The 12,911-nt window shown below is 33.5% G+C and carries 11 protein-coding genes; 8 read left to right on the top strand and 3 right to left on the bottom strand.

Annotated features, from left to right (window positions below):
* The first annotated feature begins 14 nt into the window (after positions 1 to 14).
* From GQ47_RS08055 to GQ47_RS08065, 3 genes are read left to right on the top strand one after another with little or no spacing between them, the layout of a single operon-like run.
* Positions 15 to 788 (top strand): dienelactone hydrolase family protein, encoded by a 774-nt coding sequence (locus tag GQ47_RS08055; protein ID WP_035647088.1) that lies wholly within the window; start codon positions 15 to 17, stop codon positions 786 to 788.
* A gap of 44 nt (positions 789 to 832) precedes the next feature.
* On the top strand, positions 833 to 1,810 hold the full coding sequence (locus GQ47_RS08060) for a DUF3667 domain-containing protein (RefSeq protein WP_035647089.1): 978 nt from the start codon (positions 833 to 835) through the stop codon (positions 1,808 to 1,810).
* Positions 1,811 to 1,816: 6 nt separating this feature from the next.
* Positions 1,817 to 2,833 carry a M28 family peptidase gene (locus tag GQ47_RS08065; protein WP_035647090.1) on the top strand — a complete coding sequence of 339 codons (1,017 nt, stop codon included), beginning with the start codon at positions 1,817 to 1,819 and terminating at the stop codon, positions 2,831 to 2,833.
* A 144-nt stretch (positions 2,834 to 2,977) separates the two neighbouring features.
* Here GQ47_RS08065 and rho read toward each other — a convergent pair whose 3' ends face one another.
* On the bottom strand, positions 2,978 to 4,816 hold the full coding sequence (gene rho / locus GQ47_RS08070) for a transcription termination factor Rho (RefSeq protein WP_035647091.1): 1,839 nt from the start codon (positions 4,814 to 4,816) through the stop codon (positions 2,978 to 2,980).
* 181 nt (positions 4,817 to 4,997) lie between these two features.
* On the opposite strand from rho, the gene GQ47_RS08075 reads away from it, so the two are divergent.
* The 3 genes from GQ47_RS08075 (at position 4,998) to GQ47_RS08085 (ending at position 7,170) form a co-directional block, all read left to right on the top strand.
* Positions 4,998 to 5,414 carry a DUF4293 domain-containing protein gene (locus GQ47_RS08075; RefSeq protein ID WP_035647092.1) on the top strand — a complete coding sequence of 139 codons (417 nt, stop codon included), beginning with the start codon at positions 4,998 to 5,000 and terminating at the stop codon, positions 5,412 to 5,414.
* Positions 5,415 to 5,559: 145 nt separating this feature from the next.
* Positions 5,560 to 6,222: a response regulator gene (locus GQ47_RS08080; protein WP_035647093.1), complete on the top strand. Its 663-nt coding sequence runs from the start codon at positions 5,560 to 5,562 to the stop codon at positions 6,220 to 6,222.
* A 30-nt stretch (positions 6,223 to 6,252) separates the two neighbouring features.
* On the top strand, positions 6,253 to 7,170 hold the full coding sequence (locus GQ47_RS08085; protein ID WP_035647094.1) for a sensor histidine kinase: 918 nt from the start codon (positions 6,253 to 6,255) through the stop codon (positions 7,168 to 7,170).
* 6 nt (positions 7,171 to 7,176) lie between these two features.
* On the opposite strand, the gene GQ47_RS08090 is transcribed toward GQ47_RS08085, so the two are convergent.
* Both GQ47_RS08090 and GQ47_RS08095 read right to left on the bottom strand, forming a co-directional pair.
* Positions 7,177 to 7,671 carry a metallophosphoesterase family protein gene (locus GQ47_RS08090; protein ID WP_035647096.1) on the bottom strand — a complete coding sequence of 165 codons (495 nt, stop codon included), beginning with the start codon at positions 7,669 to 7,671 and terminating at the stop codon, positions 7,177 to 7,179.
* Positions 7,672 to 7,830: 159 nt separating this feature from the next.
* Positions 7,831 to 9,747, bottom strand: a complete 1,917-nt coding sequence (locus tag GQ47_RS08095) for an SPFH domain-containing protein (RefSeq protein WP_035647098.1) — start codon at positions 9,745 to 9,747, stop codon at positions 7,831 to 7,833.
* Positions 9,748 to 10,202: 455 nt separating this feature from the next.
* Between GQ47_RS08095 and truA the strand changes: the two genes are divergently transcribed.
* Positions 10,203 to 10,943 (top strand): tRNA pseudouridine(38-40) synthase TruA, encoded by a 741-nt coding sequence (truA, locus tag GQ47_RS08100; protein WP_035647099.1) that lies wholly within the window; start codon positions 10,203 to 10,205, stop codon positions 10,941 to 10,943.
* Between the two features lie 147 nt (positions 10,944 to 11,090).
* Entirely contained in the window at positions 11,091 to 12,845 is a 1,755-nt protein-coding gene (locus GQ47_RS08105) for an ABC transporter ATP-binding protein (RefSeq protein ID WP_035647101.1), read from the top strand.
* Positions 12,846 to 12,911 lie beyond the last annotated feature (66 nt).

Genomic DNA, 12,911 nt, shown 5'->3' on the forward strand with positions numbered 1-12,911 from the left:
AAAATTGTAAAATCATGAAAAATTCAGCTCTTCTTATTTTTGCTACCATACTGTTTTCTAACACTATAAACGCACAATTAAAGCCCGTAAAATATGCCGATGGAAATCAGGCATTAAACGGTTTATCTATAAAATCTGCTAAAAAAAGCAGTCAGAATCCTGGGATTTTGCTTTTGCCGGCTTGGCTCGGAATTGACAATGCTTCTAAAAAATATGCCGAAGATTTGTCAAAATTGGGCTACCATGTTTTCATAGCCGATATTTATGGCGAAGGAAATTATCCAAAAAACACTTCTGAAGCAGGAAAACAAGCTGGTTTTTATAAAACCAATTACGAAGCTTATCAAAAAAGAATCAATGCAGCATTACAGGAATTAATTAAATCAGGTGCAAATGCTGATAATATTGTGGTAATTGGATATTGTTTTGGAGGAACAGGCGTTCTTGAAGCGGCACGCGGACATTTGAATGTAAAAGGAGTGGCTTCATTTCATGGCGGTTTAGGCAAAGACGCATCCCGAAAAACAGAACCAATTACAGCTAAAGTTTTGATTTGTCATGGTGCAGATGATCCTTTTGTTTCAAAAGAAGAAGTTGCCGCTTTTCAGCAAGAAATGCGTGACTCAAAAGCCGACTGGCAAATGATTTATTATGCAGATTCAGTTCATTCTTTCACAAATCCGGAAGCTGGAAGCGACAATTCTAAAGGCGCTGCCTATAATCCTGTAGCTGCAAAACGATCTTTTGATCATTTATTACTTTTCTTAAACGAAGTACTTAAGAAGTAAAACCCAAAAACTAACCCAAAACACCAAATCAACTAAATAAACCAATGTCACACAATAAAATCAGAGAAGACAAAACCTGCCTGAACTGCAGGCATGTAGTCGAGCAAAAATTTTGTCCCAACTGCGGACAGGAAAACAGCGATACACGAAAAACTTTCCATCATTTATTTGTTCATTTTTTTGAAGATTTAACGCATTATGAAAATGCATTTTGGAAAACAATCAGAAACTTGCTTCTAAAGCCTTCAACATTAACAAAAGAATATCTTTCTGGAAAAAGGCTGTCTTATCTGGCTCCGGTTCGCCTTTATATTTTCATAAGTTTTATCACTTTTTTATTGATTGCTCTGTTTCCTAATAAGGTAACGGAAGAACTCAATAAAGGAGAAAATCAGCTTTTTTCGCAAACTACAAAGGATGAAAAAGGTAAAAAAGTAGTTAAAACTTTTAACGACAAAAGTCATTTTGAATTAAAGACGATGAAAGAAATCGATTCAATTCAGAAATACGGAAAAGAAGATGATAAACTTTCTGATTTTCAATATTGGATTTATGAAAAAGTTGTTCACGTGACTGAAACTAACACTAAAAAGGAAATTATAGAAAAATTCATCGAATCGTTTATTCACAACATTCCGAAAATTCTCTTTATTATAATGCCTTTCTTCGCCTTTTTCTTATGGATTTTTCATAATAAAAAAAGATGGTATTATTTTGATCACGGAATTTTTACACTGCATTATTTTTCGTTTTTGCTCTTAATCTTTCTGATCTTATTTATTGTCAATAAAGTAGCCGCGTTATTTGGAGGAAATGGTATTGCAGAAGCAATAGCAGGTATTACAAATTTTGTAGGTATCATCTGGATGTGCTACTACTTTTATCCGGCGCATCATCGTTTTTATGGAGAAACGAGATTCGTGTCATTTGTTAAAAGTGTAACATTATTTTTCATAAACTTCTTTTTTATCCTATTTTTACTGACATTCTATATGTTATACATATTCATTAATTTACACTAACCCAAAATGAAAAAAATTGTACTTCTTTTATTAATTGCTTCGGCGTTTTCATGTAAAAATGCGCAGTCTGTTGCTTCAAAAGACAATTCAGACCCAACGAAATACATGAACTCGATCACGGCAAAAGACTTGAAAAAAATGCTTTATGTTGTTGCTTCTGATGAAATGGAAGGCCGTGAAACTGGTTCAAAAGGACAAAAGAAAGCGGGACTTTACATGATCGAACAATACAAAAAAAATAAAATCTCATTCCCTAAAGGAGCTGCAGATTACTATCAGCATATTCCAGCATCATTTTTAAATGCAAGACGCAATGAAAATTTACCGGATTCAGAAAATATCTGGGCGTATATCGAAGGTTCTGAAAAACCAAATGAAGTTTTAGTAATTTCTGCGCATTACGATCACGTTGGAATTAAAGATGGTGAAGTTTACAACGGAGCCGATGATGATGGTTCTGGAACTGTAGCCGTTATGGAAATTGCAAAAGCATTTGCGAAAGCTAAAAAAGAAGGACATGGACCAAAACGTTCTATTTTGTTTCTTCACGTAACTGGCGAAGAACATGGCTTACATGGTTCTCGTTTTTATTCTGAAAATCCATTATTTCCAATTGCCAATACAATTACAGATATCAACATTGACATGATTGGACGCCGCGATGTTGAGCACGCAAATACAAATAATTATGTATATGTAATTGGAGCAGACAGATTATCTAGTGAATTACACAACGCAGTTGTAGCTCAAAATGACAAATACATCAAAATGAACTTGGATTTCAAATTTAATGATCCAAAAGATCCAAATCATTTTTACGAGCGTTCTGATCATTATAACTTTGCAAAACATGGTATTCCGTCAATCTTTTTCTTCAATGGAGTTCACGAAGACTACCACGGAAAAGATGATACACCTGAAAAAATAGAATACGATGCCTTAGCAAAAAGAGCACAACTTGCTTTTGTACTTGCGTGGGATTTAGCAAACAGAGAAAATAGACCTGTAGTTGATAAGAAATAAGGTACTGAGGGACTGAGGGACTGAGGTTCTAAGACAAACAAAAAAGGGATGAGTTTAAAAACTCATCCCTTTTTTATATTTTAAATTAATCTCAAAGTATAAAAACCTTAGAACCTTAGTCCCTCAGTACCTTAGAACCTTTCCTTAGTCATTCATCGAAATCAAAAACTCTTCGTTGTTTCTAGTTTTCTTGAAACGGTCGTTTACAAAATCCATTGATTCTACTGGGTTCATATCTGATAGATATTTACGCATAATCCACATTCTTTGTAACGTTTTTTCGTCTAATAATAAATCATCACGACGTGTACTTGACGAAGTAAGATCGATTGCAGGGAAAATACGTTTGTTTGCAATTTTACGATCCAACTGAAGTTCCATGTTTCCAGTTCCTTTAAATTCTTCAAAGATAACCTCATCCATTTTAGAACCTGTTTCAGTCAATGCTGTTGCGATGATACTTAGCGAACCTCCATTTTCTACATTTCTTGCAGCTCCAAAGAAACGTTTTGGTTTTTGTAATGCATTCGCATCAACACCTCCACTTAATACTTTTCCAGAAGCCGGCTGAACCGTGTTGTAAGCTCTCGCTAAACGTGTAATCGAATCTAATAAGATTACAACATCATGTCCGCATTCAACTAAACGTTTTGCTTTTTCAAGAACAATATTAGCAATTTTCACGTGTTCTTGTGGTTCTCTGTCGAAAGTTGACGCAATAACTTCACCACGAACACTTCTTTGCATATCGGTAACCTCTTCAGGACGCTCATCAATCAAAAGAACAATTAAATAAACTTCAGGATGATTGGCAGCAATTGCATTTGCAATATCCTTTAAAAGCATTGTTTTACCCGTTTTAGGCTGTGCAACGATCATTCCACGTTGTCCTTTTCCTATCGGAGAAAATAAATCGATAATACGAGTTGATATAGAACTGCCTTTTTCGGCTAATTTGAATTTTTCAGAAGGAAAAACAGGTGTCAAGTGCTCAAAAGAAACTCTATCGCGAACTACTTGCGGGTCGTGACCATTGATTTTAAGTACACGAACTAAAGGGAAAAACTTCTCACCTTCTTTAGGAGGACGAACCACTCCTTTTACTGTATCTCCAGTTTTTAAACCAAACAATCTGATTTGTGAAGTTGATAAATAAATATCATCTGGAGAAGCTAAATAATTATAATCTGATGAACGTAAAAATCCGTAACCGTCTGGCATCATTTCAAGAACACCTTCACTTTCGATAATTCCGTCAAATTCGAAATCTGAATCTCTGAAATTATTATTTTTTTTATTTTTATGATTTGGGTTTTGATTTCCGTTATTCCCATTTCCATTACCGTTTCCATTTTGGTTTGGATTCTGATTCGGATTTTGGTTTTGATTAGGGTTTTGATTTTTATTTTGATTCGGATTTATCTTTTTTACCTGAGGGGCATTTTCCGTTTTTTCTGCAATTGGAGCAGTATTTTCAGTACTTTCTTCGGCAATCACTTCTTTTACAGTATCTTTTGTTGCCTCTTTTTCTTTTTGCAGCGCTACCTTTTTTTCATAAGCCGATTTGTTGAACTTAACAATTTTTGGCTCTTTCTTCACTTCCACAGGGCTTTCAGTACTTTCCTGAACTTTTGGTTCAGCCTGAATTTTTGGTGCCGACTGAATTTTTGGTTTAGTCGTTGGTGCAGCTTCCTTTTTTTCAGGAGCAGCTTCTTCGACTTTATCAAATTCTAAAACTGGAGCATTTTTTGGTGCTGCTGCTTTTTTTACAGGAGCTATTCTTGCTCTTTTTGGTTTTTCGTCTGCTATTTCCTTATCAGCCACAGCAGGTGCCGGCGGCGCAATAGTCGCTTCTTGATGCGCTAAAATCTGAGTAATCAGAGTCTCTTTTTTAACACCATTAAACTTTATAGTTTTAGCCAACTTAGCTATTTCTTGAAGCTCAGAAAGCTTCATTTCTTTTAATGCAGAAATATCAAACATGAATGTTCTATGAATTTAATTATTTTAAAGGAAATACTGTAAAAAGTAGGTAGATAAATGATTTCAATTGACCGCAGTATGAAGTGCTTACGGTATTATGATGCAATAATACGAATAAATTTTAATCATACAATAGTATTTATAAAAAAGAAAATATATTTTTGTAAAACAATTTCAAGTTATGTTACAAAGAATTCAAACCGTATATTTAATTCTTACCTTTGTAATTACAGGGGTTTTATTATTTTTTATACCACTTTGGTCATTAAATGGCGGTAAACCTTTTTACTTTATGCAGGATCAGGTTTACACTGTATTATTAGGGCTAAGTACAATGCTGACTATTATCAGTATTATATCATACAAAAAAAGACAAAATCAGTTTGTGATGAACAGACTGAACATAATATTAAATTTAATTTTATTAGGATTATTTGTATATCGATCACTAAATTTATCTGGAGAAACGGCTACAGCTGTTTCTGAGAAAGGTATTGGGATGTTTCTTCCGATTGTTGCTATCGTATTATTAGTTTTAGCTAATAAGGCCATCAAAAAGGACGAAGATCTTGTAAAATCTGTAGATCGTTTGAGATAAACCTATAAACTTAATTTTTTGTGCGAAGAAAAACCCGAATTTATTCGGGTTTTTTTTGTGCCCTATATTATTACAAATCAAACTTAAAGAGCACTTCTAAAGATCATTTCCATGGTAAATTTGCATTTTCTTAATCAAATTTATCATGACATCAAAAATAAGGATTCATCTTGCAGATGATCATCAAGTACTTATTGATGGTCTAACCAATTTATTACAAACAGTTGAAAACTTTGAAGTTGTTGGCAGCTCCCTGGATGGAACTACAGTATATAATGATGTTATGCAAAATAATGCCGATATCTTAGTTCTGGATATCAGCATGACTGAAAAAGATGGAATTAAAGTTTTACAGGAATTTTATGCTCAGAAAAATCCATTGAAAGTCATTATTCTTTCCAGTTATGATGATTTAAAAATCATTAAAGAAGTCATGAAATTAGGGGCAAAAGGGTATCTCACAAAAAAATGTGCAGGTGAAAATATTATTGAAGCAATTAAAACGGTTTATAAAGGACAAGAATATTTTTCAGATTTAATAAGAGAAAAAATATTCAACAGTTTTACGCAAAATAACCCACAATTAAACAACAGCGTCTATATTGAAAATCCCATTTTAAGTCCGCGCGAAATTGAAATCGTCACTTTAATATCACTCGAATATAGTGGAAAAGAAATAAGCGAGCAGCTCTTTATCAGTCTTAATACTGTTGAAACGCATCGAAAAAATATCATGAAAAAACTACAGACAAAAAATACAATTGGCTTAGTCAAATATGCTTTAAAACATAATCTGATAAATCCTTAATCTGAAAAATGATTTAAAACAGCTTTAATTATGCGCATTTTTAAAATTGCAATCTTATTCTTTGTCATTATTTTTTTTAATGAAAATCCTGCTTTTAGTCAGCAAAAAGAAATTCCAAAAGAAAACGTTCAAAACACATCTATATCAAAAAAGATAAGCATTGCCGAATTAAATAAGCTTGAAAAACTTCGAAATAAAAAAGTAGTGAGTTTAGGGATTGTTCTTGTTATTATCCTCTTTTTTTTATTTTACTTCTTTTATCAAAACAATAAATTAAAACAAAAAATAAAACGAAAAGATCTCAAGCAAAAGATTCTTTTAAATGTCATTAATTCCGGAATTGATACTCAAGAAATTGAACGTAAAAAAATAGCTTCTTTTTTGCACGATAATATCAATTCGTTGCTATCGTCTGTTGGGCTTCATCTCAATACTTTTACCACACAAAACAATATACAATCAGAAGAAATCCGAAAAGCAAAAGCCATTTTAGCCGAAGCACACGATCTTCTACGAGATATGTCACATGACCTTGTTCCTAGTCTTTTGGTTCGTTTTGGGTTAATTTATGCATTGGAAGATTTATGCGAAAAAAACTCAAATCACACTCTAAATTTTGATTTTACCAGTTCAATTTCATCCAATAAACGATATACCGAAAAATTTGAAATGAAAATCTATTTTATTATATCAGAATTATTTAACAACATTATAAAACACAGTAAAGCAACAAATGCGCAATTAATTCTAAACGAAACAGAAAACAATTTCATCATTAAAGTACAAGATAACGGACTAGGGTTTAATGCCAGAAAAACGAATGAATATGAAGGTTTTGGCTTAAACAGAATAAGAGCCCGAATCAAAAAATTCAAAGGAAGTTTTGATATTGTTTCAAAAGTGAATCAGGGTACTACTGTAAAAATAAAAATCCCGATTCCACATTAAAAATCATTATTTTTTCCCTATTTCGATAATTTCCAAATCTTTGATTTTATCATCATCAATTACAAATCGAAGCATCGTTCGCATTTGATGAAAACCGCTTTTTCCTGCCGCACCTGGATTCATATGCAGTAAGTTATTCTTTTTATCGAACATCACTTTCAAAATGTGAGAATGTCCACAAATAAATAATTTAGGAGGATTTGCAGCCATTTCTTCTCTGATGTTCGGATTGTATTTTCCCGGATAACCTCCAATATGTGTAATCCAAACTGATACATTTTCGCACATAAAACGATTATTTAACGGAAATTCCAACCGTGCTTTAGCATCGTCGATATTTCCGTAAACCGCTCTCAAAGGTTTTATTTTTTTAATTGTATCGGTAACATTCAAATCTCCAATATCTCCGGCATGCCAAACTTCGTCTGCTTGTACTACATATTTTAAAATAATATCGTCAATGTGACTGTGAGTATCAGAAAGAAGAAGGATTTTTGTCATTTTTTAAGAGGCTAAGATTCTAAGTTGCTAAGATACTAAGGTTTTTTTAAAGGTGCTAAGGTGCTAAGGTTCTAAGATGCTAAGGTTCTAAGGCTTTTTTAATTAAAAAATCCGATTTGCTTTCGCAAATCGGATTTATGATATCAAATTGATAAACAATTATTGTTTTTTAGGGTTTTTTCCTTCTTTTAAATCTTTAGTATCCATCATTTCCATTAATTTCAATCCTAATAATCCACTAATTGAACCATCAGAACCACCATTTCCGGAAATCAATACATCTGGAATTACTTTGATATTTCCTTTACCAATTTCTTCTGTTACTTTATAACGGGTAAAGTTATCACCTCCCATTGCACTAACCTGAAGTTGATAAGCTTCAGCAGTTGATTTACCAATCGCCATAATTTTCTCCGCTTCGGCCAAACCTGTTTTTGAGATTTTTTCAGCTTCGGCGCTAGCATTTAATCTTGTTGCTTCTGCCTGTGCTCCTGCTCTTGCTTTAGTCGCTTCGGCTTCAGCGCTTGCACGCATTTTTGTTGCTTCAGCTTCGGCATTTACGTTCAGTTTCAAACTTGTTGCGTCTCCTTCTGCTTTTTTTACCGTTGCATCTGCCGTTCTTTGTGCGATTTCAACACTTTGTGAAGCACGAACAATTTCTTTCTGCATATCAGCAATAGCAGTTTCTTTTTCCATTCCCTGACGCTGTTCCTGAGCCATTCTTTGCGTTTGATATGTTTTTTGCTCTTCTTCTGCTAATTTTCTGTCAGTCAAAGTTTTCATCAACGAATCTGGTGGAACGATATCTCCAATTAAGGTATCAACAGCATTTACGTTATATTCGTCAAGCACCAATTTAATATGATTTTTAGCCGATTCCTGACGCTCTTTTCTTGTTGTCAAGAACGAAATTACATCACTGTCCTGAGCCGAGTTTCTAAAATAGTTACCAATTGTTGGTTCTAAAACCTGAGAAACCAAGTTATTCATACTTCCAAAACGTGCAATTACTTTTGGCGCTTCAGCAGCCGGAACGTGAATGATTTGTGCAACGTCTAGATTAAAAGGGAAACCATCTTTTGAACGAACTGTAATTGTAGACAAATTTTTATCTAAATCATGCGATTCACTTCTGGCATTTGCCCAGTTTAAAACCAAGTTTGTTGTTGGCACTGCTTCTAGCTTTGTCGTATATTTATTTAGTGCATATTTTCCAGGTCCAAGTGGCTCCATCCAAACACCACGCTGTCCTTTAGAAACAATATTTCCGTGTTTGAAAGTATCTCCGGTAACATCCTGACCATCTTCTCCAATATAGGAGATTACAACGCCAACATAACCAATTGGAACATCTGTCATTGGGTTTTGTTCAATTTGAATTCCCCATGTATTGATATAATACGAACCTGCCAACATTACCTGAGGCTGTAAACCACGATTTCCGCCACTTTCCAAAAACTTGTCAAAATCTTGAAAGTTATTATGCGCTTCAACAAACTTACCAGCAATCTGACCTTGCGGAATTGGTTCACCATCAAGAGCCGTCACGATACCAATCATATTTTCATAAATCTTAATCTGCTCGGCAACTACAATTTCAAATAAAAACGTATTAATACGATAAGATCCTGTAGTAATAAAAGCAGTCTGACGACCTTTTTGACCTCCGTTATTCAAGAATGCGGTAGCGTCCTGAAAATTATCACTGTCTACTCTTCTAGCTAAGATACGTCCGGTTGGGATTTCCTTTCCGTCTTTACTTAAAACCAATCCAATTTTTCCTTCCGGAATAATCGTAAATCCAGTCATATCGATTGAATATTGCCAGATCCACATTCCCCAGTATAAACCTGGAGCAAGTGTTTGCGCCTGATAACCCGCTTCGCCTTTAGTCGCAATAATACGGCCATCTGGCAAAGATTTGTCGGCTCCAAACAAAACGAATTTTTTGGTCACTAAACCAATTTTATCCTCAGGAACGATCACCATTCCGAAGAAAACACGTAAAATAAATTTGTAAAAAAGAAAGGCAAATAAAATTAAAAGTATCCACCAATAAGAAGTAATTTCATTCATAGTTTTTGATATTTAGTTGTACAAACATAGGAGAAATATGATATGTTAAAATGAAATTTTTTAAAAATTAACATTTGGAAATTTCTTCCTAAAAATGTTAAAATTTGACTTTAATTATATCGTTGGAATTGTCAATTTTTGACACGATTTTTAGCTGAACAAACTATGATTCGCATTTTGGCTTTTAAGCGATTTTAACAAAGGTTCTGACATTCTGAGATATTATTATGGCAAATTTTTATTTCTGAATTTTATTATAAAGGTGTTAATCGATTTTACATTTATATCGAAATGTCATACCTTATATATAAGTAAAAATTTTCCAATCTGAAGTTAGACGCACTGCTGTGCGTCTCTACAATCTATACGTATAAAAAAACTTAGCATCTTAGCAACTTAGAACCTTAGCCACTTTTTTTCGTACCTTTGCCATTCTGAACCTTTGAACCTCTACTGTGAGATATTTTATTCAATTTGCTTATAACGGAACACATTATCATGGCTGGCAATTTCAGCCCAATGCATCTTCTGTTCAGGAAACTTTAAACAAAGCACTTTCGGTTTTACTAAATTCGCCTATAAATGTTATGGGCGCTGGGCGAACAGACACTGGCGTTCATGCCGAAGAAATGTATGGACATTTTGATTTTGAAACTCAATTAGACATTCCGAATTTAGTGCATAAACTGAATTCGTATTTACCTAAAGATATTGCCATTTATGACATTATTTTGGTTCATGATGAAGCGCATTGCCGATTTGATGCTACAAAACGAACATACGAATATCATATCAACACTGTTAAAAATCCGTTTTCACAGGAACTCAGCTGGTATTTTAATCAAAAATTAGATGTAGCTTTGATGAATGAAGCCGCAAAAATTTTATTGAATCATACCGACTTTCAATGTTTTTCTAAAGTAAATACAGATGTAAATACATTTGATTGCACGATTTTTGAGGCATATTGGAAACAAGAAAACAACAAATTGATTTTTACGATTTCGGCAAACCGATTTTTACGAAATATGGTTCGTTCTATTGTGGGAACTTTAGTAAACATAGGACTGCATAAAATCTCTTTGTCTGATTTTGAAAACATTATTGCAAGTAAAAGCAGAGAAAAAGCAGGATTTTCGGTTCCTGCACATGGTTTATATTTAACCGAAATAAAATACGATTACATCATAAAATAGCCCTGATTGCAGTGAAAAGCTTTTTTGAAAAAAATATTGTTTTTGTAATTTTTATGGAGCGACCAACGGAAGCTTTATAAAAATAATACAAAAACATATTTTTGAGAAAAACTTGTAACGAAAAGCAGGAATAGCTCCTTAAAATACATGAAAGCAAAAGCATTCGATACCGGATTATTCAAACGAATTTTAAAATATACAAAACCTTATAAATGGCGTTATTATGGCGTTATTGTTTTTGCAATTTCGCTATCGATTTTTGCTGCTCTTCGTCCTTATTTACTAAAACAAACGGTTGACGGTTATATCAAGACGCATGATAAATATGGTTTACTCCTATATATTGTCTTAATGGGCGGCGTACTTTTAATGGAGGTTTTTTCACAATTCTATTTTGTTTATTGGGCGAATTGGCTCGGGCAAGACATTGTAAAAGATATTCGTACCAAACTTTTCAAACATATTTTAAGTTTTAGAATGAAGTATTTTGATTTGGTACCGGTTGGACAACTGGTTACCCGATCAGTTTCGGATATTGAATCAATTGCCCGTATTTTCAGTCAAGGACTTTTTATGATTATCAGTGATTTGATGAAAATGCTGGTGGTTTTACTTTTTATGTTTTATATGAACTGGAAACTAACTTGGATTGTTGTAGTTGCCATGCCGATTTTGGTTTACATCACCCGAATTTTTCAGCGCAAAATGCAAGTTGCTTTTGAAGAAGTAAGAACTCAAATTGCAAATATGAATTCATTCGTTCAGGAACGTGTTACAGGAATGAAAATCGTACAGCTTTTTAACAGAGAAAAAATCGAAGCTGAAAATTTTAAAGTTATAAATGACAAACACCGAGTTGCATGGATAAAGACCATTTTATATAACTCGATTTTCTTCCCGATTGCTGATATTATTTCGTCAATTACTTTAGGATTAGTGGTTGTTTTTGGCGGATTCAAAATTTTGAACGGAGACCATTTTACGACTTTCGGAGATTTATTCTCTTATACGATGTTTATCGGAATGCTTTTTAACCCGTTACGACAGATTGCAGATAAATTCAACGAGATGCAATTAGGAATGATTGCGGCGAATCGTGTTTTTGATATTATTGACACACAAGATCATATTCAGGACACTGGAACTATTGAAGCTCCTGTATTTGAAGGAAGTATTGAATTTAAGGATGTTCGTTTTAGTTATATTCCTGAGGAAGAAGTAATAAAAGGAATTGATTTGTCTGTCAATTCTGGACAAACTATTGCAATTGTAGGTTCTACAGGTGCCGGAAAATCTACTATTATTAATTTGCTGAATCGCTTTTATGAAATCAACAGCGGAAGCATTTATATTGACGGACATAATATCGAAAACTATACATTGGCTTCTTTAAGAAAACAAATTGCTGTGGTTTTGCAGGATGTATTTTTGTTTGCTGATACGATTTACAATAATATAACTTTACATAATCCTGATATTACACGCGAAAAAGTATTGGAAGCCGCTAAAAAAATTGGCGTTCATGATTTCATTATGAGTCTTCCTGATAATTATGATTTTGATGTAAAAGAACGTGGTGTGATGCTGTCGTCTGGACAAAGACAATTGATCGCGTTTTTACGTTCGTATGTAAGTAATCCGAGTATTTTGATTTTGGATGAAGCAACCTCATCGATTGATACTTATTCTGAAGAATTAATTCAACGTGCTACTGAAACTATTACTAAAGGCAGAACTTCGATAATTATTGCCCACCGATTAGCAACAATCGTAAACGCAGATAAGATTGTTGTAATGGATAAAGGACTTATCGTGGAGCAAGGAACACATCAGGAACTGCTTAATAAAGCGGATGGCTATTACAAAAACTTATACGATTCGCAGTTTTCTGTAGCTAATTAAACTTAGAATAACACAAACAATTTAATCATTTACAAATGATTTCATTAAAACCTTAACTTATTCCAT

The sequence above is a fragment of the Flavobacterium sp. ASV13 genome, from assembly GCF_000745775.1.
Classification (GTDB): Bacteria; Bacteroidota; Bacteroidia; order Flavobacteriales; family Flavobacteriaceae; genus Flavobacterium.